At 67.2% G+C, this 25,385-nt stretch carries 6 protein-coding genes; 2 read left to right on the top strand and 4 right to left on the bottom strand.

Annotation, left to right across the window (positions count from 1 at the left end):
• Positions 1-344: 344 nt before the first annotated feature.
• From L6Q67_RS22670 to L6Q67_RS22655, 4 genes are all read right to left on the bottom strand, one after another.
• The gene (locus tag L6Q67_RS22670; protein ID WP_296575454.1) at positions 345-1,766 is read right to left on the bottom strand and encodes an HlyD family type I secretion periplasmic adaptor subunit; all 1,422 of its coding nucleotides are present in this window, start codon (positions 1,764-1,766) and stop codon (positions 345-347) included.
• Positions 1,759-3,456, bottom strand: a complete 1,698-nt coding sequence (locus L6Q67_RS22665) for an ATP-binding cassette domain-containing protein (protein WP_296575451.1) — start codon at positions 3,454-3,456, stop codon at positions 1,759-1,761. Before L6Q67_RS22665 ends, L6Q67_RS22670 begins: the two co-directional genes overlap by 8 nt.
• Before the next feature lie 83 nt (positions 3,457-3,539).
• Positions 3,540-20,717: a Calx-beta domain-containing protein gene (locus tag L6Q67_RS22660; RefSeq protein WP_296575448.1), complete on the bottom strand. Its 17,178-nt coding sequence runs from the start codon at positions 20,715-20,717 to the stop codon at positions 3,540-3,542.
• A 144-nt stretch (positions 20,718-20,861) separates the two neighbouring features.
• Positions 20,862-22,259, bottom strand: coding sequence for a TolC family protein (locus tag L6Q67_RS22655; RefSeq protein WP_296575445.1), 1,398 nt, complete (start codon positions 22,257-22,259; stop codon positions 20,862-20,864).
• Positions 22,260-22,481: 222 nt separating this feature from the next.
• Between L6Q67_RS22655 and L6Q67_RS22650 the strand changes: the two genes are divergently transcribed.
• Together L6Q67_RS22650 and L6Q67_RS22645 are read left to right on the top strand one after the other, a co-directional pair.
• A complete protein-coding gene (locus tag L6Q67_RS22650) occupies positions 22,482-24,539 on the top strand; it encodes a sensor histidine kinase (RefSeq protein WP_296575442.1) in 2,058 nt (685 codons plus the stop codon).
• The gene (locus tag L6Q67_RS22645) at positions 24,536-25,240 is read left to right on the top strand and encodes a response regulator transcription factor (protein ID WP_296575439.1); all 705 of its coding nucleotides are present in this window, start codon (positions 24,536-24,538) and stop codon (positions 25,238-25,240) included. The genes L6Q67_RS22650 and L6Q67_RS22645 overlap by 4 nt, the downstream gene beginning before the upstream one ends.
• Positions 25,241-25,385: the final 145 nt, after the last annotated feature.

The following is a 25,385-nucleotide window of genomic DNA, read 5'->3' as shown; positions in this document are numbered from 1 at the left end:
AGGGCTTCGCATGTCTGAGCCCGAAGGGCGAGTTTGCGAAGACCCCGCCCGGCATTGCCGGAAGGAGGGAACCCCCGCAGGGGGCGCGACAGCGGGGCACGCTTCTTTGCATCCTTTCTTGTCGTGCAACAAGAAAGGATGTCGCCTGCCGGGGGCGAGTCCCCGGCCAATGTGACGTCATACAACGGAAAGCCGTTCCGTAGCGTCAGGAAAGTGCTTTCCCACTGGTAGTTAAGGTGCTCAAAGCCCGGTGGGCCTGCCAGAGACCGTGTTTACATACCTGGCGCGAACTGCGCCAATGAATCGACCCCACGCGGCGCCTTAGCGCGGTGTCCTTACCCCGGTCAGGGCTCGGAGAAGGCCATGTGGAAGCCGTCGGTGATCGGGCCGGCCACGTAGCCGAAGAGGCTGCGCTCGCCAGTCAGGATGGCCACGCTCACCGGGACGCCGGGCATCAGCGGGTAGCGGGTGCCGCGGTGGTCGAAGGCGATGCTGTCGGGAGCGATGCGCACCCGGTAATGGGGCATCTTCTGTTCGTCGAGCATGGAGTCGGCGCTGATATGCACCACCTTGCCCTTGATCGGCTGGAAGCCCCGGGCCACCGCAGACACCAGCTGGATGCGGGCGTCCTGGCCGACCCGCACCATGCCGATGTCGCCGATGGGCAGCTTGGCCTCGATCAGCAGGGGTTCGTTGGCCGGTACCAGGGTCATCAGGGTGCCGCCGGGCTGGATCACGCCACCCTCGGTGACCACCTGCAGGGTCATTACCACGCCGTCGATGGGGGAGCGCACCACCAGGCGTTCCTGGGTGTCGGAGAACTTGCGCATGCGCTCCTGGGCTTCGGCGATCTGCTTGCGGGTGTCGGCCAGGTCCTTCTGGAACTGCTCGCTGTCTCCCGAATCCAGGGAGCGCAGGGAGGCGTCTTCCTGCTTCTGGGCGGCGGCGACCCGGCGCAGGGAGGCGTCGATTTCCTTCAGCGTGCCCCGGGCGAGCTCCTCTTCCTTCAGCAGGTTGAGGTGCTCGTAGCGGTTGGCGAGGCCCTCGGCGAGGAGCTTCTGGCTGATCTCGATCTGCTGGGCCAGCAGGCGCAGCTTGCCCTCGGTGTGGGCGCGGCGGGCGTGCAGCTCGGCCTGTTCGGCGCTGCGCTGGCTGATCTTCTGGGACTGGGCTTCGTAGCTGGAGCCGACCCGGGACTTCTGGGCGAGCAGCAGGGCGCGGGCGGTTTCCACCTGGTCGGGGAAGCGCTTGGCCAGATCGGCGGGCACCTTGAAGTCCGAGCGGCGGGCGAGCTGGGCCTCCAGGCGCAGGGCCTTGATCTGCAGGCCCCCGAGCTGGGCTTCGAGCTCGCGCATGTCCGATTCGGCGGCGCTGCGCTCGACTTCGGCCAGGGGCTCGCCGGTTTTCACGCTCTGGCCCTCGCGCACCAGGATGCGGCGCACGATGCCGCCTTCGAGGTGCTGCACCACCTTGGTCTGGCCGGCGGTGGTGACTTCGCCGGTGGAGTGGCTGGCGATGTCGAGGGTGAAAAAGAAGGACCACAGCAGCAGGGTGCCCAACAGCAGGGCCAGCAGGCGGATGGTCAAGCGGCTGCCGAGGAGGGCGTCGGTGGGCTGGCCGTCCTCTTCGCGGGCGGGCATGAGCAGCCGGGTCAGGCGCGACAGCAGCGGGTGGCTCTCGAAAGCGCCGAGGACACGCTCGATCAGCTGGCCGGTGCGGCTGGTGGTGGGCGGCGGGGTGTCGGGAAGCAGGGTGGAATCAGTCATGGGAGCTGCCTTCGGCGACGACGGCGGGCGCTGCGGGGGCGGCCGGTGCCCGGACAACGCGGGGCTGGGGTTTCTGGTTGAGGTCGATCACCGCCTGGGCGGCGGAGATGATGAAGGACTCGTTGCTCATCACCACCAGGCTGTGACCCGACTTGACCAGGCGGTTGAGGATGCCGGCGATGGCCTTGCAGCCGTCGGCATCGACGCCTTCGGTGGGGTCGTCCAGCACCACGACGCGGCCCTTGCCCAGGAGTGCCCGGGCCAGGGCCAGGCGGCGGCGGATGCCCAGGGGAATGCTGTTGCCACCGTTGCGCAGGACGAGGCTGAGACCATCGGCGCTGCCTTCGACGAAGGGGCCGACGCCCAGCTCGCGGCACAGGGCCAGGATCTCGTCGTCCGGGGTGTCGGGGGCCATCACCGTGAGGTTCTCGCGCAGGGTGCCGTCGAAGAACAGGGGCTCCTGGGGCAGGTAGGCTACCTGCCGGCGCCACCAGCCCGGGTCGGCCTGGCGCAGGTCCATGCTGTCGGCCAGCAGGCGGCCGCGGATGGGCTCCAGCAGGCCGACCAGCAGGCGCGCCAGGGTGGTCTTGCCGGTGCCGTTGGCGCCGATGACCGCCACCACACCGCCGGCCGGCAGCTCGAAATCAAAGTGCTCGAAGATGGGGGTGGGCTGCTTGGGGTAGGCGAAGGCCGCGTCCTCGAAGCGCAGGCTGCCGCTGTACTGGCCCAGGGCCATGCCGTCGCTGCGCTCCTGGGGGATGGCGTTGAGCTGGCGGATGAGCTCGAGGGCGCGCTGGCCCCGGCCGATGGCCTCGCCCAGACCCAGCGCCCGGGTCAGGGCGGCGAGGGCCCGTCCGGCCAGGATGTTGGCGCCGATCAGGCTGCCCACGTCGAGCCGCCCGGCGAGCACCTCCCTGGCGCCCATGGCCATCACCAGCATGCCCAGCAGCACGCCGCCGGCGTAGCTGGCGTTCTGGATGGTGTTCTGCAGGCTGCCGAGGGTGGCGCGCAGGCCGGTGAGTTCGGTGGTGCATTGGTTCCAGCGCTCACGCAGGGCGCCGGCGGCCTGGAAGGCCCGCACCAGCTCGGTGCCCGAGGTCAGGGTCTGCTGGTGGCCGGCAAGCTGGATGGTGCTGCGGCTCTGGGCCTCCATGGGCTCGCGCAGGCGGCGTTGGGCGAGCAGGGACACCAGCACCACGCCGCCCATCACCAGGATGGCGGTGAGGGCCAGGATGGGGTTGAGCAGGGCCAGCACGAACAGGAAGACGAAGGCGAAGGGGGCATCGAGCAGGGTGATCAGGTTGCCCGCGCCAAAGCTCTGCTGGGTGGTGGCGAGCCCCGACAGGATCTCCCGGCGGGCGGCTACCGGCAGCTGTTCGAGCAGGGCGTACTGGCCGCGCACGCTGCTGTCGAAGACCGCCTCGCCCAAGGCTGCGTCGGCCCGGGCGCACAGCCACTGGGCAATGCGCAGGCGCGCCGAGCGCAGGGCCAGCTCGAAGACCACGGCGATGATGGCGCCGACGGTGAGGGTCAGCAGGGTGGTGTCGATGCCCAGGGCCAGGTAGCGGTTGAGAACCTGGATGCTGTAGAGGGAGCCGGCCAGACCGAGGAGGTTGATCAGCAGGGAAGACAGGAACAGCTCCATCCGGAGCCGGGGGTGGAGGGCGAGGCGTCGCCAGAATTCGTTCATCGGATCACGGGGCTGGGTTCATGGGGCACTGCCCCGGCTCCCTTGCGGGAGACCGGGGCAGGCAGGTCTGGGAGGTGCCGGGCTCAGACCGGCTGCGGTGTGATCACGTCGGTGGGCAGGGTCTCGGCCTGGGGCTGGTTGGCCAGTTCCACCAGGGCGACCAGTCCGCTGCCATCGGTGCCGACGCTGGTGTCGGCATCATAGTACAGGCGGGTGACGTCCCCGTTGGAGATCAGGAAGAAGGCCGAGCCGGTGTGGTTGCCGCCGGTGATGGCCGCTTCCAGCTCGTCGAGCTGGCCGCTGCCGCCGGTGCCGAACTGGAAGCTGCCTGCCGCAAAGCCGACCCGATACACGCTGGCATCCCCCTGGGCGGCCAGGGCCTGCAGGGTGGTCAGGGCATCCGTGTCGAAGGACTGGGACACCGAGCTCAGCGTGTTCAGGCCACCGAAGTTCGCCGGGTCGAAGCTCAGGTGGTCGGTACCGGCGACGAAGTCGCTGATCACGTCCATCCCGTCGCTCGGGTGCTCGAAGTGGAAGCGGTCTGCGCCGGCGCCCCCGCTGAGGGTGTCTGCGCCGCTGCCACCGATCAGCACGTCTGCTCCGTCACCGCCCTGGAGATGGTCGGCGCCGGCGTAGCCGTACAGGGTGTCGTTGCCGCCCAGGCCCTGCAGGCTGTCCTCGCCGGAGGTGCCGGAGAGGATGTCATTGCCGCCGCCGGCCACGTCGTTGTTGGTGATCTGGGCGACCGCCGAGGTCAGGGCCACCGGGCTGGTGGCGCTGGAGGTGACCATGGCGAGCAGGGACTCGTTGCCTTCCACCAGCGTGTCGCCGGCGATGTTGATGCTGAAGCTGGTGCTGCTCTGGCCGGCGTTGAAGGTGACGCTGCCGGTGGGGAAGACGCCGCCGGTGAAGTCGTTGGCGTCCACGCTGTGCAGCGTGCCACCGAGGATCTTCCAGTAGAAGGTCTCAGTGGTGCTGGTGTCGCCGCGGGTGAGCTGGAAGGTGGCGGTGGTGCTGCCCGAGTCGCCCTCGACGATGCTGGCCGGGGCGGTGAGCTGCAGGCCCTGGTCATCGTCACGGATGGTGCCGGCAAGCGCCGTGGTGCCACCGGTGATGGCCGGGTGGCTGAAGGTGACGTTGAAGGCTTCGTCACCTTCGCGCACCGCATCGCCCTTCACCTGCAGGGTGAAGAGGCTTTCGCTGACGCCGGCGGCCAGGGTGATGGTGCCGGTGAGCGGGGTCAGGAAGTCGTCGGCATTGACGGCGCCGGCGACGCTGTAGCTGACGGTGATGGCTTCGCTGTCCGGGCCGGCACGCAGCACGCGGAAGGTGAAGGGGGTGGTGGCGCCGTCGGCCCCTTCGCCCCGATCCACGTCCAGGGCCAGCACGGTGACGGCCATGTCGTCGCCGATGATGGTGGCCGAGGCGCTGGACTGCAGCGGATTGACGGTGACGCCGCCGCCGGTACTGGAGAGCAGCACCGAGAACTGCTCGTCGGATTCGCCCACCGTATCGGCCGCCACCTGGATGATCAGTTCCTTGGTGGTCTCGCCGGCTGCGAAGTGCAGAGTGCCGCCCGGCAGCACGCCGCCCAGGAAATCGGCCGCGTTGGCGGGGGCCGAGCCGCTGCCACCCACCTGCCAGTTGATGTCGGCGGCCAGCTCGTCGGCCCCGGCGCGGGTGACGGTGAAGCGGTAGGCGGTAGCGCCGCCGCTGTTGCCTTCCGCGAGGCTGGTGTCGATGGCGGTGACGCTGAACTGGCTGTCGTCGTTGAGGACGACGCCGGCGGCCTGGTCATTGATCAGGTCGATGCCGACGGCGCCGGTGAGCACGACCCGGAAGTTCTGGTCGGGGCCCAGCACGTTGTCGCCGGAAACCGGGATCTGGATGTCGTAGATCGTTTGACCCGGAGTCAGGGTGATGCTGCCGCTGGGCAGGGCGTTGCCGACGAAGTCGCTGGCGGTGACCGGGTAGCTGCCCACGCCTTCCACGTGCCAGTTGACGGTGACGGTGTCGGTATTGGTGCCCAGGCGTTCGACCCGGTAGGTGAAGAGCGTGGTGCCGGTGTCGCCTTCGTACTTCTCGGCGCCGCCGATGGCGGTGAGGGTCAGGCCGGTGTCGTCGTTGCCGATCAGGGTGCTGGCCGTGCCTTCGAGGATGGTGGCGCCGGCGGCGTCGCTGAGGACCACCGAGAAGCCCTCGGCGGTTTCACCGGTGTTGTCGCCGGCCACCGTGATGGTGATGGTCTTGCTGGTTTCGCCGATGCCGAAGGCTACCGCGCCGCTCTGGAAGACGCCGCCGAAGTCCTGGGTGTTGGCCGGGTTGGCGCCGCTGGGGATCACTTCCCACAGCACGCTGGAGGTCACCGAGGTGTCGCCGCTGCGGGTGACGGTGAAGGTGAAGGGGGTCTCCTCGCCGGTGTCGCCTTCCGGGGTGGAGGCGTGGTCGGCGGCGATCAGCAGCACGGCGTCGTCGTTGATGACAGTGCCGGTGGCGGTGGCCGCAGCGGCGGTGGAGCCGTAGCTGGGGTTGCTGAGGGAGACGCTGAAGGTCTCGTCGTACTCGCCGAGGGTGTCGGCGTTTACATAGACGGTGAATTCCTTGCTGGTCTCGCCGTCGGCAAAGCTGACGGTGCCGGTCTGGGCAAGGAACTCGCCGTTGCCCACCGGACGCAGGCCGGAGCCGGCGGCGTTCCATTCGACGCTGGCGCTGCCAGTGGAGGTGCCGCTGCGGTCGATGCGGAAGGTGAAGGCGGTGGTGCCGCTGTTGCCCTCCAGGTGGGATGCGGACACGGCGGACACGGTGAGGGTGTCGTCGTCGTCAATAATGGTGCCGATCACGTTGTTGCTGGTGATGTCAGCGTGGGCGCTCTGGCCGGAGAGCTGGACGGTGAAGTCCTGGTTGCCTTCGTCCAGGCCGTCGCCAGCCACATTGACCAGGATGGTCTGGGTGGTCTCGCCGGGGGCGAAGGTGAGGCTGCCGGAGGGCAGCACGCCGCCCGGGAAGTCGGCGGCCACGGCGCTGCCGGCCACCACGTTCCAGTTGACCGAGGTGCTCACCGACAGGTCGCCGCTGCGGGTGACGGTGAAGCTGAGCTGGCCAGGGTTGCCGGTGTCGCCTTCGACAGCGCTGCCGATGGTGGCCGACAGGGCCAGATCCACGTCGTCGTCGCGGATGATGCCGGCGGCGGTGGCTGCGCCGGCATCCACGGTGCTGCCGGTGCCGGCGTTGTAGAGCTCGACGCTGAAGCCTTCGGCCAGCTCCACGTTGCGGTCGCCGGCGATGGCAATGTTGAGCACGGCGCTGCTCTGGCCATCGACAAAATTGACGGTGCCCGAGGTGGCGATGAAGTCACCGGCCACGGTGTCGCCATGGACGATGCGCCAGCCCACGCTGGAATTGCCGGCGGTGCTGCCCGTGCGGGTGACGGTGAAGCTGAGGGTGCCGGGGGCGCCGGAGCCTTCGGCGCCGTCGGCAGCCAGGGCGGCGATGGACATCACGTCGTCGTCATTGACGAGGGTGGCGTCGGCGCTCTGGTGGGTGAAGCTGTGCACCAGGCTGTCGGTGGGGGCGCTGAGGGTGACGGTGAAGCCTTCGTCGTTCTCCAGCAGGCTGTCACCGGCCACCTGGACGACGATGTCCTGGGACATCACACCCTGGCCGAAGCTGAGGGTGCCGTTGGGGAAGAAGCCGTTGAGGAAGTCGGCCGCATCCGCGGCGTTGGCGCCGTTGCCGGCCACGCTCCAGTCGAGGGTGGTGGCGGCGGTGCCGCCGGTGCGGGTGACGCGGAAGACGAAGTTGTGGCTGGCGCCATCGCCTTCGACGGTGGGGAGGCTGAAGCCGGTGATGGTCCAGTCCACATCGTCGCTGGTGATGGTGCCGGTGGCCGTGCCGGTGATGATGTCGGCGCCGGTGGAGGCATTGGACAGATCGACGGTGAAGCTCTCGTTGCCTTCCACCTCCACGTCACCCTGCACGGTGACGGTGATGGTCTTGGTGAGCTCGCCGCTGGCGAAGGACAGGCTGCCGCTGGGCAGCACGCCGCCCAGGAAGTCGGCGGCGTCGGCGGTGCCGGCGGTGGCAGTCCAGTCCACCGTGGCGGCCAGGTTGAGGTTGCCGCTGCGGGTGACGGTGAAGGTGAGGTCGGTGGTGGTGCCGTCGTGGCCCTCGACCCGGGTGGCGGTGGTGCCGCTGATGCGCAGGGAGGCTTCGTCGTCGGTGATGGTGGCGTCGGCGGTGCTGTGGGTGAACACCACGCCGTTGGGGCCGGTGAGGCTCAGGCGGAAGCTCTCGTTGGATTCGCCCGCGTAGTCGCCCTTGACCGGCACGCGGATGGTCTTGCTGGTCTCGCCGGCGGCAAAGGTGATGTTGCCGCTGGTGGCGTCGAAGTCGCCCGCGCTGGTGGGGTCGGCGCCGATGCCGGCGACGCTCCAGTCGAGGGTCTGGGAGGCGCTCAGGTTGCCGCTGCGGGTGACCACGAAGTCGAAGTAGGTGGTGTCGCCCGGGTTGCCTTCCAGGGCGGTGCCGGGGGCGGTGATGTCGAACACCACGTCGTCCGCCTGGATGGTGCCGCCTGCGGTGGCGGTGGTGATGGTGACGCCGCTGGACGGGTTGGACAGGGTGACGGTGAAGTCTTCGTCCGGTTCGCCCGCCAGGTCGCCGCTGACCAGCACGGTGAGGGTCACGCTGCTCTGTCCGGCGGGCAGGGTCAGGGTGCCGGAGGGCAGGCTGCCGCCGAAGTCGGCGCCGTCGGCCGGGTTGATGCCCGTGCCGGTGATGGCGAAGTTCACCGTCTCGGCTTCACCCAGGTAGCCGCTGCGGGTGACCGTGAAGGTGTAGGCGGTGGTGCCGCTGTTGCCTTCGGCCTTGGCTGCCGAGAGGGCGCTGATGGCGATGGTGGAGTCGTCGTTGAGGATGTCGGTGACGGCGGTGGTGGTCTGGATCTGGCCGCCGCTGGCGTTGGAGAGGGTGACGGTGACGCTCTCGTCGCTTTCCACGTTCAGGTCGCCGACCACCTGGATGGTGATGGTCTTGGTGGATTCGCCGTCGGCGAAGCTGACCGTGCCGCTGGGCAGCCCGGCGTTGCTGCCGAGGGTGTCGCCGGTGGCAAAGTCGGCCGCGTTGGCGCTGGCCGAGCTGAGTTTCCAGTCCACGCTGCCGGCGCCGCTGGTGTCGCCGCCGCGGGTGACGGTGAAGGTGAGGCTGGTGGTGCCGCTGTGGCCTTCCTGGATCGTGGCCTGGCTGGCGGTGATGTGGAACACGGCGTCATCGTTCTCGATGGTGCCGGTGGCCGTGGCGGTGCTGATGCTGTCGCCAGTGGTGCCGGCACCCAGGGCGATCTGGACGGTGTAGGTCTCGTCGGTCTCGGGGGTGGTGTCGCTGGTGGGCGTGATGGTGATGGTCTTGCTCATCTCGCCCGGGGCGAAGGTGACCGAGCCGGAGGGCAGGCTGCCGCCGAAGTCGGCCGCGTCCACCGTGCCGTTGGCGCCGCCGGTGAGCACCGACCAGGTGATGGTCTGGTTCTGGTTGGTGCTGTGGGTGCGGGTGATGGTGAAGGTCTGGCTGCCGCTCTCGGCGGTGCTGGCGGTGGCGCCGGCGATGGCGAAGGCGGAGTCGTCGTTGGTGATGACGCCGGCGGCGCTGATGTCGATGGCCTCGTCGATGCCCGACAGGCTGCCCAACTGGACGGTGAAGGTTTCGTTGGCTTCCGGGGCGGTGTCGCCCACCACGGTGACGCTGATGGTCTTGCTGCTCTCGCCGGCAGCAAAGCTCACGGTGCCGGTGGTGGCGCCGCTGAAATCACCGACGGCGGTGGTGCCATGGAACAGGGTCCAGGTCATGGACGAGGTGCCCGACAGGTCGCCGCTGCGGGTGACCGTGAAGTTCATGGTCTGGTTGCTGTCGCTCTCGACGATGGACGAGTCGGCGATGCTGATGCCGGTGTCGTCGGTGAGCACGGTGAGGGTGCTGGTGGCCAGGTTCTGGGTGTTGGTGATGTTGGGGGAGGCGCTGGTGAGCACATCCTCGTAGATCACCACCCGGAAGGTCTCGTTGGTCTCGGCGATCAGGTCGCCCTTGATCAGCACGTTGAAGTTGGCGGTCAGCACGCCGTTGGCGAAGCTGACAGTGCCCGAGGGCAGGCCGCCGTTGTTGCCCAGGGTGTCGGTGCTGGTGAAGTCGGCAGTGTTGGTGGGGTTGGCACCCACGGCCTCGACGCGCCAGCGCAGCGTGGCGGCGCCGGAGTAGCCGGTGCCGCTGCGGGAGACGTCGAAGGAGAAGGTCTGGTTGGCGCCCTGGTCGGTCTCCACCAGGCTGGTGGCGGTGGGGGTCAGGGTGTAGGTGGTGTCGTCGTCGTAGATGGTGCCGCGGACATCCAGGGTGTTGGCCAGGGTACCGTAGGCGTTGCTGTAATCCGGGTAGTAGCTCTGGAAGCGGACGTAGGAGCCCGCCACATCGCCGGGAGCACTCAGTCGGAGGGTGAAGGTCTCGTTGGCCTCCACCGAGCTGTCATCCGTCAGGATGTCGGCCAGGGAGATGTTGTAGTTGTAGGTGCCGTAGGCCGTGGCCTGGGCGGCGAGTGTGAAGCTGCCGCTGGTGTAAAGGAAGTCACCGGCGGCGGTGCTGCCGTTGATCAGGGTGTAATTGACGATGATGTCGCTGTCGAGGCGGCCCGCCCGGTTGACCGTGAAGGTCAGCGGATTGCCCTCGTAGGCGTTGGTCTGCACGTTGGTGTAGTAACCATTGGCATCCCCACCGTTGCTGTCCCAGCCGCCGACAAAGAGGCGGATGTCGTCGTTGCGCACGTTCACCGTGACGCTGGCGGCGGCGTTGTCTACGTTGGCCGGGCCGTAGCCGTTCTGGGTGCCGGCGCCATAGACGTCGTACAGCCAGCTTTCACCGGCATTCGCCGAGACCACGTTGAAGGTGATCGGGGTCTCGCTTTCCACGTAGTTGTCACCGTAGAAGGTGACAGTGACCTGCTTCTGGGTTTCGCCGGCGTTGAACACCACGTTGCCGTAGGTGGCATTCGCGGCGTACTCGTAGGCCCGGTTGGCGCCGCCGTATGTCTTGATTAGCTCGTTGGGTGAGCCCGAATTGATGGATGAGCCGCTCAGATACCAGCCGACGGTGGTGGGATAGTTGAGGGCGCCATCGAGCCCGGCCTGATCGGTGCGGGTGATGGTGAAGGTGACGGTGTTGCCGTCGGCACTGTTGTTGGCGCCGGTACCTTCGAAGATCGTGGTGGCGCTGGCGGTAACGCTGATCAGAGGATCGGCGTCGTTGTCGTAGATCTGGGCGGTATCCAGATAACCGGTTGAGGGTGTCTCCAGATCGTGATTGGCTTCGCCAGCGTCCACGTTGGTGGGGTTGCTGAGCACGATATTCAGGTTTTCACGCCAGCTTTCCGTCCATGCGTCGTCCAGGGTCTGGACACTGATGGTCTTGGTCGTCTCGCCGTCCTCGAAGGTGAGGGTGCCGGTCCAGCTGCCGGCATTGAAGGTGGCGGTGCCGTTGCTGGTGGTCACGCCCGAGATGTCGCTGGGGTCGAGCTTGTACCAGGTGCTGGTGTTGGTGTTGCCCTCGTTGGTGGTTTCGGAGCCGGGCAGGGTCAGGGACCAGTCCACCGTATCCGTGCCGCGGGCGTCTCCTTGCCGGGTGATGGTGAAGGTGACGATGCCGCCCTCGGTAACGTCATTGGCGCTGGCGTCGAAGCGGGTGTCGTCGTTGGTGAGGACCACATAGTTGTTGTTGTAGCCGACGCCATCCGGGTTGGCGTTGAAGCTGCTGCCGCCGCTGGTACCGGTCAGGTAGACCCGGAAGGCTTCGTCGTACTCACCCACGTTGTCGCGGGCGGTGTAGACCTTGATGTAGCCCCACTCCTGTCCGTCGGCAAAGTTGAGCCGGCCGGAGGCAAAGCCGCTGTTGGTGCCCAGGGCATCCTGCCCCGGTTTGAAGTCGTTGATGTCGGTGGCCGCGTAGCCGGCCACGCTGGTGCCGAGCTTCCATTCCACCCAGGCGGTGCCGGAGGTGGCGATGGTGCGACGCACGGCGAAGATGTGCTCGACGTAGTCGTCGCTGGGGCCGCCGTCGGCCAGAGTGTCACCTTCGGCCTTGCTGCTTGCGTAGCTGAAGGAGCCGGTCTCGCCGGTATTGGCCAGGTCGCCCAGGTCGAACAGGGCTTCGTCCCGCTCGATCTCGCCGAACAGGTAGCCGAAGTTGGTGTTGTGGTACTGGGCGCCGTCCGATACGAAGCCACCCATGTAGTCGGCGTTGTAGAAGGCGCTGCCGCCGTTGATGCGTGGGTCGTTGTGGACGGTAGTGACCTGGTCCACGCCTGTGCCACCGGACAGGGCGATCTGGAACCACTCGTCGTTCTCCACCACGTCGTCACCGGACACGGTGATGGTGACCGTCTTGCTCGTCTCACCGCTGGCGAAGCTGACGGTGCCGGAGGGCAGGCTGCCGCCGAAGTCGTTGGCGTCGGCGGAGTTCGACCAGGCGTTCTCCTCGGTGTCGTAGACGCTGGTGCTCTGCACTGCCCAGTTGAGGGCCGAGGCCTTGTTGAGATCGCCGGAGCGGGTGAAGGTGACCGTGAAGGTGGTCGACTGGCCCGCCACCGTCTCGGCGACGCGCATGTCGTCGATGGATGCGGTGATCTGGGTGTCGTCGTTCTGGATGGTGCTGGTGTAGCTGCCGGTGGCGCCGATGGAGCTGCCGGCGTTGGCACCGCTCAGGTTGAGGTTGAAGGTCTCGTTGTTTTCGATGCTGCCCACGCCGGTGTCGCCGTAGGCATAGACGGTGATGGTTTGGGTGGTGACGCCGGAGTTGAAGGTCAGCGTGCCGCTAGGGTTGATGTTGGCGTTGCTGCCGTTGGTGAAGTCGTTGATGTTGGTGGTGATGTGGCCGACACCCCAGTTCACCGTATTCGTCTGGCTCAGGTAGCCGGTGCGGGTGACGGTATAGGTCAGGGCCGTTCCGGCGAAACCGGTGTCGCCTTCCACCACCGAGGCGGTGCCGGCGGTGATGTTGAACTCGGCGTCGTCGTTACGCACGTAGCCATCGGCCGTGCCGCCCTGGATCTCGGTGCCCGAGGACGGGTTGGAGAGGTTGACCCGCAGGGTCTCGTCTACCTCGAGGCTGCTGTCGCCGGCAATGCGCAGGGTGATGGTCTTGCTGGTCTCGCCGCTGGCGAAGCTCAGGGAGCCGTAGGGGATGCCGTTGCCGTCCTTCGAGACGCCGACCGGCTGGCTGCTGTAGAAATCGGCGCCATTCACGGCATTGGCGACACCGGCGTCCACCGCCCAGGTCACCGTGGAAACCTGTGAGCTGTTGCCCGAGCGGGTGACGGTGAAGGTGTAGTCCACGTAGGCGGCGTTGCCTTCGTTCTTGTCGGCGAGCAGCGGGGTGATGGTGAGGCCCGCGTCGTCGTTGGTGAGCACCGTGGACGCGGCGGCGGTGACGATGTTGCTGTTGGCCGGCGCATTCGACAGGGTGACGGTCATCGTCTCGTCGGATTCGACGGTGGAGTCGCCCTTGATGTTGACCACGATGGTGGCGCTGGTCTGGCCGTCGGCAAAGCTGACGGTGCCGGTGGCGGCCTGGCCGGCGGCCAGATCGGTGCCGGTGGCGAAGCCGTTGGTGCCGGTGATGGTCCAGGTCAGGTCACGGGCGCCGTCCAGGGAGCCGCTGCGGGTCACGGTGTAGGTGACGCTGCTGTCGGTGTTGCCTTCGGCCCGGGTGGTGGTGAGGGTGCTGATGCTGAAGTTGTCGTCGTCAGTGAGCAGGGTGGTGCTCTTGCTGCCGTCGCCCGGCTGGATGGTGCCATTGACCGGGGTGCCGAGGACGACCTGCAGGGTCTCGTCGCTCTCGAGGGTCAGGTCGCCCTGGACGTTGAGGGTGATGGTCTTGCTGGTCTCGCCGGCGGCAAAGCTGACGGTGCCGCTGGGCAGGCCGCTGTTGGTGCCGAGACCGTCCTGGTTGCCGACGAAGTCGGCGGTGGTGAGGCCGGCGGAGGCGCTGAGGGCCCAGGTGACGCTGCCCGTGCCACTGGTGTCGCCGTTGCGGGTGACGGTGAACACCACCGGGGTGGTGCCGCTGCCGCCTTCGGCGATGCTGGCCGGGGCACTCAGCACGAAGTTGGTGTCATCGTTGTTGATGACGGTGCTGGCGGTGGACGTACCGAGGGTGGTGTTGGCGGACGGGTTGCTGAGGGTGAGGGTGAAGGTTTCGTTGTTGGCCTCGGCAACGGTGTCGCCGCTGACGTTGAAGGTCACGGCCAGCTCGCTGACGCCTACGCCGAAGGTGAGGGTGCCGGTGGGCAGCACGCCGCCGGCCACGTCGCCTGTGTTGGCGCCGTTGCTGCCGGTGACGGTGTAATCCACGGTGGCGGCCACGCTGAGGTCACCCGTGCGGGTGACGGTGTAGGCCACCTGGGTGGTGCCGCTGTTGCCTTCGGCGATGGCGGCGTTGGCGGCCGTCACCGAGAAGCGCTGGTCGTCGTTGGCGATGCGCCCGGTGGCGGTGGCGTCAACGATGATCTGCGGGGTGGTGTCGAGAAGCTGGGCGTTGCTGATGGTGACGGTGAAGCCTTCGTCGAGCTCCACGTCCAGATCGCTGGCCACCGTGATGCTGAGGGTCTTGGTGGTTTCGTTGGCGGCGAAGGACAGGGTGCCGGCGGGCAGGCTGCCGCCGAAGTCGGCGGCGTTGGCCGCGCTGGCGCCACTGCCGGTGACAGCCCAGTCCACCGTGGCGGCGTCGCTGACGAAGCCGGCGCGGGTTACGGTGAAGGTGTAGGTGGTCGTGCCGCTCTGGCCTTCGGGCTTGTCGGCGTCGGTGGCGACAATGGAGAAGCCGGTGTCGTCGTTGGTGATGGTGGCGCTGGCGGTGGTGCCGGTGAGGGCAGTGTTGGCCCCGGCCGGCTGCAGCACGATGCTGAAGGCTTCGTCCACTTCCACCTGGTCGTCGGTCTTGACCTGTACGGTGACGGTGGCGGTGTTGGCGCCCGCGGCGAAGCTGACGGTGCCCGAGGGCAGGCCGCCGTTGCTGCCCAGGAGGTCCTGACCGGTGATGAAGTCGCCGATGGAGGCCGAGCCGGCCCCGCCCGGCAGTTCGAGCAGCCAGTCGATGTCCTGGGCTGCGGACAGGTCGCCGCCCCGGGTCACGGTGAAGGTGAAGGCGGTGGAAGCGCCGTCGCCGGTGTTGCGCTCGGCCTGGCTGGCGCTGTCGGCGCTGATGCCGAAGGTGGAGTCGTCGTTGGTGACGTCGGTGCTGGCCGTGGCGGTGGTGATGTAGCTGCGGTCGTGGGCCGGGTTGCCGACGGGGTTGGTGAGGGTGATGAGGAGGGTCTCGTTGCTCTCGTTCAGGTCGTCACCGGTCTGGGTGAGGCTGATGACCTTCACCGTTTCGTTGGCGGCAAAGCTGAGGCTGCCCGACAACGGGGTGCCCGCGCCGAAATCGTCGGCATCCATGCCGCTGGCGGCCCAGTCGATGAGGACGGGCGAAGCCGTGTCGCCCGTGCGGGTGACGGTGAATTGCAGCACGCGGGACTGGCCGGCGCTGCCTTCCAGCACGCTGACGGCGCCGGCGCTGATGCTGATGCCGATGTCGTCGGCGACGATGCTGCCGGTGGCGCTGGGGGTGACGATCTCGGTGTTGCCGTCGGCGCCCGACAGGGTGAGGGTGAAGCCTTCTGTGCTCTCGACGGTGGTGTCGCCGCTGCTGTAGACGGTGATGGTCTGGGTCAGCACGCCCGGAGCAAAAGTCAGGCTGCCGGAGGGCAGGGTGCCGCCGAAGTCGGCGGCATTGGCGGGCTGGCTGCCGCTGCCGGTGAGAGCCCAGTCGACGGTGGTGGTGCCGGTGGTGACGCCGGTGCGGGTCACGGTGAAGGTGTGGGCCTGGGTGCCGCTGTCGCCTTCGACGAGGGCGGTGCTGGTGGCGCTGATGGCCAGGCCGGTGTCGTCATTGACGATGGTGCCGGTGGCGCTGCCAGTGCCGATGGTGGAGCCGGTGGCCGGGCTGGACAGGCTGACGGTGAAGCCTTCGTCGCGCTCGTCGGCGTAATCGCCGGCGACTTGCACGGTGATGGTCTTGCTGACTTCGTTGGCGGCAAAGCTGAGCAGGCCGGAGGGCAGTGTGCCGCCGACAAAGTCGCTTGCGTCGGCCGCGTGGGCGCCGCTGCCGGCGACGCTCCAGGCCACCTGGCCGCTGCGGGTGAGGTCGCCGGTACGGGTGACGACGTAGGTGAAGCTGGTGACGGCGCCGTTCACGCCTTCGCTGGCGGTGCCGCTCTGGACGGCGATGCTGAACTGGTGGTCGTCGTTGATCAGGGTGCCGGTGGCGGTGCTGCTGGCCACGGTGGCGCCGGGTTCGGGGCTGCCGAGGGTGAGGGTCAGGCCCTCATCGGATTCGAGGTCCGAGTCGCTGGCAATCTGCAGCACGATCTCCTTGCTGCTTTCGCCCGGGGCGAAGGTGATGGAGCCCACGGGGAGCACGCCGCCGACAAAGTCGGCACCGTCCACCGGGTTGGCGCCGCTGCCGGCGATGCTGTAGGTGATGGTGTCGCTGCCATCCAGGTCGCCGCTGCGCTGGACGGTGTAGCGGAGTTCGGTGAGGCCGCCGCTGCCTTCATTGATGGCTGCCGACGGCAGCAGGGTGAGGACGACGTCGTCGTTGCGGATCAGTCCGGCGGATTCACCGATGGAGATCTCGGCGCCGGCGGACGGGTTGGAGAGGCGGACGGTGAAGCCTTCATTGGCCTCGACGGCATGGTCGGGGGTGAGGGGCAGGTTGACCACCAAGCTGTTGACACCGCGTCCGAAGGACAGGGTGCCGGAAAACTGGGTGCCGGGCAGGAAGTCGCTGGCATCGACGCCGTTCAGCGCGGCAAACTCCAGGGCCCAGTCGACGCTGGCGACCACGGTCAGATCGCCGCTGCGGGTGACGGTGAAGCTGGCCTGGCGGGGAGCGTTGCTGTTGCCTTCGTTGGTGGTCAGGGCGGTGCCGTCGAGGACGAAGCCGGAGTCATCGTTGAGGACGATGCCGATGGCGCTGCCCTGGAGGATCGTGGTCCCCGGGGTGCTGCTGGTGATGGAGACGGTGAAGTCTTCCCGGGTTTCCAGGTGGCTGTCGGGGGTGGGCGTGATGGCGATGACGATCTCGCTCTGACCCGGGGCGAAGGTGACGCTGCCGGAGGGCAGGGTGCCGCCGAAGTCGGCGGCATTGGTCGGGTTGGCGCCGCTGCCGCTGACTTCCCACGCCACGGTGGCGCTGCCGGACAGGTCACCGACGCGGGTGATGGCGAAGAGCTGGGGCTGGTCGACGGTGGAGCCTTCCTTGCGGACGGCGTCCCGGGCGACGATGGAGATGGCCTGGTCGTCCGGATCGATCACGGCGAGGGCGGTGCCCACGTCGATCTGGGTGTTGGCGTTGAGCGGGTTGAGGGTGAAGGCGAAGGTCTCGAAGCCTTCCAGGGTGCTGTCGCCGGACAGGTCTACATAGACGAGCTTGCTGGATTCACCGGCGGCGAAGCTGACGATGCCCGAGAGCGCCTGGCCGACGGCGAAGTCGTCGGGCGTGGTGGGGGATTCGCCATAGCCGGAGATGCTGTAGCCGATGCTGCCCGGCTGGCTCAGGTCGCCGGCACGGGTGACATTGAAGGCCTGACGCCCGCCGGTCCCATTGCCTTCGAGGGTGGACGGGGTGACGGCGGCGACATTGAAGAGGGTCTCGTCGGTGTAGATGTTGCCGTAGGCCTCGCCATTGATGATCTGCACGCCGGGGGGCGGATTGACCAGCACGATGCCGAAGGTCTCGTCGTACTCCTGCAGGGCGTCGCCTTTCACGTAGACGGTGACGGTCCGGGAGATCTCGCTGGCACCGAAGTGGAGGCTGCCGCTGGGCAGGCCTTCGTTGCCACCGAGGGCGTCCTGACCGCTGACGAAGTCGTTGGCGTCGGCGGCGCGGACCCCCACGCGCACGAAGCGCCAGGAGATGTCGGCTTCCTGACCGAAGCTCTCGGAGCGGGTGACGTGGAAGGTCAGGGCCACCTGGGAGCCGTTGGCGCCCTCGACGACGCTGAGGGTGTCGCCGACCAGGCTGAAGCCCACGTCGTCGTTGATGATGTTGGTGGAAGCGACGGCGTCGCCCAGGCGCAGGTTGCCCTGGGGATTGGAGAGGGTGGCGGTGAGCACGGCGTCGGGTTCGACGATGCGGTCACCGGCAAAGCTCACCGTGATGACGCGGCTGGTTTCACCGATGGCGAAATTGACCGTGCCGGCGGGCAGGGTGCCGCCGAAGTCGGCAGCAGGCAGGCCACTGACCGACCAGTCCACGGACGATGTGGCGCTGCCGTCGGCGCGGCTGATGGTGAAGCTGACCTGGGTCTGGGTGCCGGTGTCGCCTTCGAGCACCTGCACGGCGTTGGCGGAGATGGACACCAGGCTGTCGTCATCCAGCACCACGGTGCTGGCCGTGGCCGTGCCCAGGTGCAGGTTGGCGCCGGGGTTGGAGAGGGTGACGGTGAGGGTCTCGTCAGGCTCGATGCTGCGGTCGCCGACGATCTGGACGGTGATGGTCTTGGTCAGTTCGCCCTCGGCGAAGTTGACGGTGCCGCTGGGCAGGGGGCCGCCCACGTCGGCGGCATCAAGGCCGCTGGCGGCCCAGTCCACGGTGCTGGCGGCCAGGCCGTTGTCCCGGGTGAGGGTGAAGCTGAGGAGCTGGGTGGCACCCTCGTCCCCTTCGGGTACGTCTACGGCGACGGCGGCAATGCTTACGGTGGCGTCGTCGTTGAGCACGGTGGTGCTGGCGCTGCCGACCCCGATGCCCAGGCTCAGGCCGGGGTTGGACAGGGTGACGGTGAGGGTCTTGTCCACGTCGATGACGTGATCACCGGTGAAGCTGACGGTGAGGGTCTTGCTGGTCTCGCCGACGCCGAAGCTGACCGTGCCGCTGGGCAGGGTGCCGCCGAAGGCCGCGGCGTCGAGGCCGCTGACGGCCCAGTCCACGGTGCTGGCGTTGAGGCCGATGTCGCGCACCACGTTGAAGGTGAGGGTCCGGGTGTCGGCCTCGCCCCCTTCGGCGATGGACGTGGTGACGGCGCTGATGTTGACGGTGGCGTCGTCGTTGAGGATGGTGGTGACCGCGCTGGCGGTGGCCAGGGACAGGTTGGGCCCCGGGTTGGACAGGGTGACAGTGAGAACTTCGTCGGCCTCGGGGGTGCCGTCGCCGGTGAGGGTCAGGGTGATGGTCTTGCTGGTCTCGCCGGCGGCGAAGTCCACGGTGCCCGAGGGCAGGGTGCCGCCAAAGTCGGCGGCATTGACGCCCGACACCGTCCAGTCGACGGTGCTGGCAAAGCCCGACTGGGTGCGGGTGACGGTGTAGGTGAGGGTCCGGGTGTCGCCGGTGAAGCCTTCGATCACGCTGGCCTGGTCGGCGCTGATGCTGACGCTGCCGTCGTCGTTGAGCACTTCGGTGGAGGCGGAAGCGGGGGCGATACCGTTGCCGCCGAGGGTCACGGTGACCGTTTCGTCGGGCTCCACCACACGGTCGCCGGCGAGGGTCAGGGTGATCGTCTTGCTGGTTTCGCCCGGTGCGAAATCGAGGGTGCCAGAGGGCAGCACGCCGCCGAAGTCGGCAGCATCAAGGCCGGAGGCGGTCCAGCTCACCTGGTCGGCGCCCACGGCGTTGCTGCGGGTGACGGTGTAGGTGAGGAGCTGGGTGCTGCCCTGGTCGCCTTCGGCGACGCTGAGCTGGTTGGCGCGGATGCTGAAGCTGCCGTCGTCGTTGAGGACGGTGGTGCTGGCCCGGTCGGTGCCAAGGCTGAGGTTGGCGCCCGGGTTGCTGAGGATCACGCTGAGGGTTTCGTCGGCCTCGATGGTCCGGTCGCCGGTCAGGGTGATCTCGATGAGCTTGGTGGTTTCACCGTTGGCAAACTGCAGGCTGCCGGCGGGCAGGGTGCCACCGAAGTCAGCGGCGTCCATGCCGGCCAGGGTCCAGTCGACGGAGGAGGCGCCGACGCCGGTGCTGCGCACCACGGTGAAGCTGAGGACCTGGCTGGTGCCGATGTGCCCTTCGATGGCGCTGCCCTGGTTCGCACTGATGCTCACGGTGCCGTCGTCATCGACGACCTGGGTGCTGGCGGTGGGCTGGTCGATCACCAGCCCCTGGCTGGGGGCCTGTAGCTGCAGGGTGACGCTGCGGCCGGCCTCGATGGCCCGGTTGCCGGCCAGGGGGATGCTGATGCGTGCTTCGGTCTCCCCGGCGGCAAAGCTGACGGTGCCGGTGAGGGCGCCGTCGGCCAGTTGGGCGGCATCGATGCCGGTGAGCGTCCATTGGGCCGATGCGGCAGTGAAGGGGTTGTCGCGGGTCACCACGAATACCAGCACGCCGGCGCTGCCTGTATCGCCCTCGAGCACCTGGGCCTGGGCGGCGCTGACACTGGCGTGGCTGTCGGTGATGGTGGCGGGGGGAGGGGCTTCGTTGCCGCCCGGGGTGCCCGTCGGGGTTGGAGACGGTGCGCCGCCGATACCCGAGAACAGGCTGCCGCCGGTGCCGTTGCCATCCCCGGCGCTGAAGGTGCTGAACACACCCAGGCCGCCCCCGGTGACGCCGCCGGTGCCCTGGCTGGCGAGGCCGCTGCCTGTGCCGGAGGTGGTGCCGCCGAGCACGCCAGGGTTCATGCCGTCGAGGGTGAGGACGGACAGTTCGGTGGGGGTGCCGGGGCGGGGGATGCCGCTGCCGGTGGCGTCGCCGGTGAGCTGGGTGCGCTCGGGCGCCGTCGGGCTGGACTGGGTGCCGCTGCCTTCACCGGTCAGGCCGGTGATTTCCGGGCGGTAGATGCTGTCGAGGGGCGCAGGCGGGGAGAACTGACTGCCGGATTGGCTGCCCCGCGGGCCGCTGTCGCCGTGGCCGGGGTTGAACGGATTGCCCTGACCGCCGAAGCCGTCACCGGGGTTGCTGCCGGGGAGACGCTGCCCGTCACCCTGCAGGAAGGAGGGCAGACGGTCGCCCAGCAGGTTGCGGGCGATTTCGAAGGGGCTGGACGGACTGCCGGCATCCCGGCCGCCGGTGGAGAGCAGGATCTGTTGGGACACGTCCTTCGCTGCAGCGGGGCTGAGGCCCGCCTTGACGAGGGCCGCCTCGGCACGGGCGATGGCCTGCTCGAGGGATGCAACACCTTGTTGGGGCCGGCCGGCGAGAAAGTCGGTGACGATCTGGATGGCGCGGGCGAGGGTGTCGATCTGGGGATTGGTCTGGTCAGCCATTTCCTGCTACTCCTGGTGCAGCAACACGCCCGCCGACTGTATAGAGGGGGCTGGACGTGGCTCTAGCGGTCTGGAAAATCCGGGGAGGTCTGTATTGGCACGCCTGCGCAAGCGAAGCCCGGCGGGCGTGCCGTGGGACTTGCCTTATTTGTTGGCGGAGGTGTTGAAGGCGCCGTCCGTGCTGAAGGGCAGCAGCTTGTCGGCGGGGATCACCATGCCCGGGTTGCGTACCACGTCGGGATTGAGGCCGCCGATGGCGCGCAGCAGGCGATAGGAGGCGATCACTTCGTCCACACGGGCGGCGGCGGCATCGCTCTGGGCGTTGATCAGGGCGACCTCGCCGTTGAGCAGGTCGAGCAGGGAGCGGCGGCCGAGCTCGCGCTCCTTGCGGGCGAGCTCGAGGAAGTTGCCGGAGATCTGGGCCTGGTTGATCAGGTAGTTGGTGCGTTCCCGGGCGGTTTGCCAGCCAACCCAGGCGTTGCGGCCTTCTTCAAGGGCCTGGACGCGGACGTAGCCGGCTTTTTCCTTGGCCGACAGTACCGACAGGTCGGCGGCCTCGGTGACGCGCGCAGCCTTCATCCCCAGGTCCAGGGTCCAGTCGAAGCGGACCATCGCCTTGGTGTCGTTCCGGTCGCCCTTGATGCCGTCGTAGTCCTGGTAGTGGATCTGGTTGAGTTGAAGGGCCAGGCGTGGCATCAGTTCCCGGGCGCGCTGTACGTGCCGTTCGGCGAGGGTGACTTCGGTCCGGCCGTCGGCGGCGACCACATCCGGGTTCTGCTTGACGATGATGTCGGCGATCTCGGCCTCGGAGCGCGGCAGCTGGGCCGCGGGTACGCCCACCGCCTGCAGCCCGGCCAGATCGACCGGGGTTTCGCCGAAGACTGCGCGGTAGCGGTTGCGGGCTTCGCTCATGCGGCTCTCGGCGATCACCCGGCGGGCCTCGGCGCCGGCGAGCTGGGCTTTGGCTTGCAGCACGTCGGTGGCGTAGCCGCGGCCGGCTTCCATGCGGGCGTTTTCGAGGGAGGTCTGGCGTTTGATGTTGAGTTCGGACTGCTGGGCGTAACGCAGGGTGCGATCGGCGCGGATGATCTGCAGCTGGGCTTCGATGGCGGCAAGGACGAGGTTCTGGCGCTGCAGATCGCGTTCCTTGCCTTCCTTGTCAAGGATGGTCTCGGCGGCCTGGACCCGCAGGCCGGTGTGGCCGAAGTCGGTGATGAGCTGATTGAGACCGACATTCACGTCGGAGGGGTCGAAATTGCCCTTGGTGCCGATGTCGCGATCAATATGCTGTCTGCCGATGCCTGCGCCGACGGTAAGCTTGGGGAAGTAGGCGGTCTTTTCGACGCCGATCTGGGCATTGGCGGTTGCCACGTCGGCATCCACCATGCGCATCAGGTTGTGTTCCTTGAGGATGCGGTCAAGCTTCTCTGGGAAGTTCTCGGCGGCGTGGGCGCTCCCGATGCACAGGATTGAGCCCGCAAGGGCGGCGACGGCGATCAGGTTGTGCTTACGGCCCATGGCGCTGGATTTCACGGCAAACATCTGGAAACTCCCTTGTTTTCTTGAGTTCGGCTTCGAAGAGCACGGCGTGTACTCCTCCACCGTATCAAACATGGCATATTTAAAACTTACAAAAACTTACATAACGGCATGCAAGCTTCCTTGACCCTGCGTTCATTTGTGCTGCGGAATTCTGCGCGGCTCTTGGGGGTAAGCCACGGCTACCGGACCGGACAGGGAGTTTGTCCGGGGGGGATTCGGCGGATGTTCGTCTCTCTGTTCGCTGTCTGCGCCGGGCTGTTCTTCGCCGGTCTGTGTGTGGCCGATGGTCGGAATGCCGGCGTGCCTCTGGCGTTGCTTAACGGTAAGGCGGACGCGTTCCTTTATAGTCGTGTGTGGCTTGATCCCGACAAGCGTGCCGATGTCGCCGATGTGGCGGCGCATCCCGAGCGCTTTGCTCCTCCCGGGGGACAAGGCGATCAGGTCATCAACGCCGGCTATGACGATGCCGTGGTGTGGGTGCGGGTGCCGGTGCAGGTGGCCGCGGATGCTCCCCGTGACTGGCTGCTGGAGGTGGGCTACCCCACGCTGGATCGGGTGACCCTCTACCGTCGTGAGGCGTCGGGTCAGTGGCATGCGGTCGAGTCGGGCGATCTCGTGCCGCGCTCGCGTCGGCCCTTTGAGCACCACAACCTGGTCTTTCCGCTGGTGCTGGAGCCCGGGGTTGGTGAGGTGATGTTCCTGCGCGTCGAATCCCAGGGAAACCTGACCATCCCCCTGACCTTCTGGCAGCTGAAGGATCTGCTCGCCGCGGACCGGAGCCGCTATGCCTGGCAGGCCCTGTATTTCGGCGCCCTGCTGGCCCTGCTCAGCTACAACCTGATGCTGTTCCTGGCCATCCGGGATCCCCTTTACCTGACTTACTCCCTGATGGTGCTGGGGATGGGGAACGGCCTTCTGACGATGAAGGGCTTTGGCAGCCTGCTGCTCTGGGGCGATGCGCTCTCTCTGGACAATGCGGCCTTCCCCCTGTCTCTGGCCTTGTGCGGGCTGTCGGGTGCTTTGTTTACAAGGCGCTTCCTGGATTCGCGGCATCGGGCGCCCTTGCTGGATCGGGTGGTCCTCTTCCTGACGGTCCTGTTTGCCTTGGAGACGCTGACGGGTTACTGGCTGCCCTATGCCTTGCTGGCCCGTCTGGTGAGTGCCACGGGCCTGTGCTTTTCCGTGGTGGCCGTGGTGCTGGCGCTACAGAGTCTTGTCAGGGGGCAGCGTTCGGCTCGCCTGTTTCTGGCGGGATGGCTGCTGTTGCTGGTGGGGGTCGGGGTTACGGCCTTGAGAAATTTCGGCTGGCTGCCGACCAACGTGCTGACCAGCAACATCATGCAGATAGGCTCCGCCCTCGAGATGCTGCTCCTGTCTCTGGCGCTGGCGGATCGCATCAACAGCCTGCGTCAGGAAAAGGATCTGGCGCATGCCGACGCGGTGCGTGCAGAGCGGAAACTGATCGATACGCTGCGTGACTGGGGTGTCTCCCTTGAGCGGGAAGTCGTGCGTCAGACCCATGAACTCCGCGAGGCCAACCTGCGCCTTGCTGCCAGCGAGGCGATCGAGCGTCGCGGACGTGAAGAGCAGACCCACTTCATTGCCATGATTGCCCACGATATCCGTACTCCCCTCGCCATCATCAAGGCCGCGGTGCAGTCCCTCCAGGATATGGATGCCTCGCCTCCGCCGCCGGAGCATCAGAAGCGCTACGACCGGATCCAGCGGGCCCTGCAGCGCCTCAATGCGCTGCTGGAAATTGCCTTGATGCAGGATCGAACCAATGTGGACGACTGGCGCATGGAGATGGCAGAGATTCAACTGGATGTGCTGACGAGCGAGTTGCTCCAGCTCCTGAGTCCCGCCGATGAGGCCCGCATGAGCTGCCGGCTTGCCGATGGACTGCCTGCGCTGCGAGGCGATCCGCGGATGCTTCGCGTGATGCTGCTCAATATTGTAGAGAATGCGCTGAAATACAGCCCCCGCGATTCCGAAGCCAGGCTGGAGATCGAGACCGGTGCCCATTCGGGCGAGGCCGGTGTGGTCATCAGGGTCAGCGACCGTGGGCCCGGCATCACGCCGGGGCAGGAAGAGCGGATCTTTCAAAAGTACTACAGAAGCCCGGATGTCGTCGGGCAGCCGGGTCTGGGGATCGGTCTGTTCCTCGCACGCTTCATCTGCAGGCGCCACGGCGGGAGCCTGCATGTCGTGTCGCGTCCTGGTGAGATAGGGGCGTGTCTGGAAGCCTGGCTGCCGCTGGAGAAGGGAGTCGGGGCATGAGTCCACGTCTGGCGCTGGTGGAGGATGACGAGGATCTCCGCGATGAAATGTGCTTTCAGCTCGCCAGGGCCGGTTTCGACGTATTCGGCTGTGAGGATGGCATCAGTCTGGATCGGCACCTTGCTGCCAGTGGATGCGAACTTGTCGTGATGGATCTGGGCTTGCCGGGGGAGGATGGGCTGTCCATCGCTGCTCGGCTTCGCGCCGCCCGCCCGGGCTTGGGTCTGGTGATGTTGACTGCGCGGGGCCGTTTGCAGGATCGCCTGGATGGCCTGGAGCGTGGCGCAGACGCCTATATGGTCAAACCCGTGGATACGCGGGAACTGATCGCCGTGATACAGACCGTCCTGAGACGGCTGGCGGCTCCGGCAGCACCCCTTGGCCGGCAGGAATGGCTCTTGCGCTATAGATCCCTGGAGATCGTTTCGCCAGAGGGGAAGGTGGTGTCGATCTCGGGTATGGAAGTGATCCTCCTTCGCGAGCTGGCCAAAACAGGTACGGAGGTTGTTGCCCGCCGACAGCTGATTGAGGCCCTCGGCCATGATTACCTTCTGTTTGACCAGCGTCGACTGGATACGGCCATGAGCCGTCTGCGCCACAAGCTGGAGGAAGTGTCGCCGGAGAAGAGCCCGATCCGCGCGGTACGGGGGGTCGGCTATGTGTTTGCGACCACCCTGAGAGAGGACGATGAAGCGGTTTAGCTCTGTCTTGTTATAGAGGCCAGTGGCTCGGCACTCAGTAAACAGCCCCGTACGCCATGGCGGGGTTTGTGACGTTCAGGATTTATTTTCTTAATCTTGTTGACACGTGGTGATTGTTCTTTATAATTCGGCCTCTCTTCGCTGC

This window comes from Zoogloea sp., from assembly GCF_023150065.1.
Taxonomy (GTDB): domain Bacteria; phylum Pseudomonadota; class Gammaproteobacteria; order Burkholderiales; family Rhodocyclaceae; genus Zoogloea.
Note: the sequence above shows the minus strand (reverse complement) of the source record. Positions and strands in the feature narration are given on the sequence as shown.

Coding starts and splice junctions, on each gene's coding strand:
- L6Q67_RS22670 (WP_296575454.1), bottom strand. CDS start 1,766: ATGACTGATTCCACCCTGCTTCCCGACACCCCGCCGCCCACCACCAGC.
- L6Q67_RS22665 (WP_296575451.1), bottom strand. CDS start 3,456: ATGAACGAATTCTGGCGACGCCTCGCCCTCCACCCCCGGCTCCGGATG.
- L6Q67_RS22660 (WP_296575448.1), bottom strand. CDS start 20,717: ATGGCTGACCAGACCAATCCCCAGATCGACACCCTCGCCCGCGCCATC.
- L6Q67_RS22655 (WP_296575445.1), bottom strand. CDS start 22,259: ATGTTTGCCGTGAAATCCAGCGCCATGGGCCGTAAGCACAACCTGATC.
- L6Q67_RS22650 (WP_296575442.1), top strand. CDS start 22,482: ATGTTCGTCTCTCTGTTCGCTGTCTGCGCCGGGCTGTTCTTCGCCGGT.
- L6Q67_RS22645 (WP_296575439.1), top strand. CDS start 24,536: ATGAGTCCACGTCTGGCGCTGGTGGAGGATGACGAGGATCTCCGCGAT.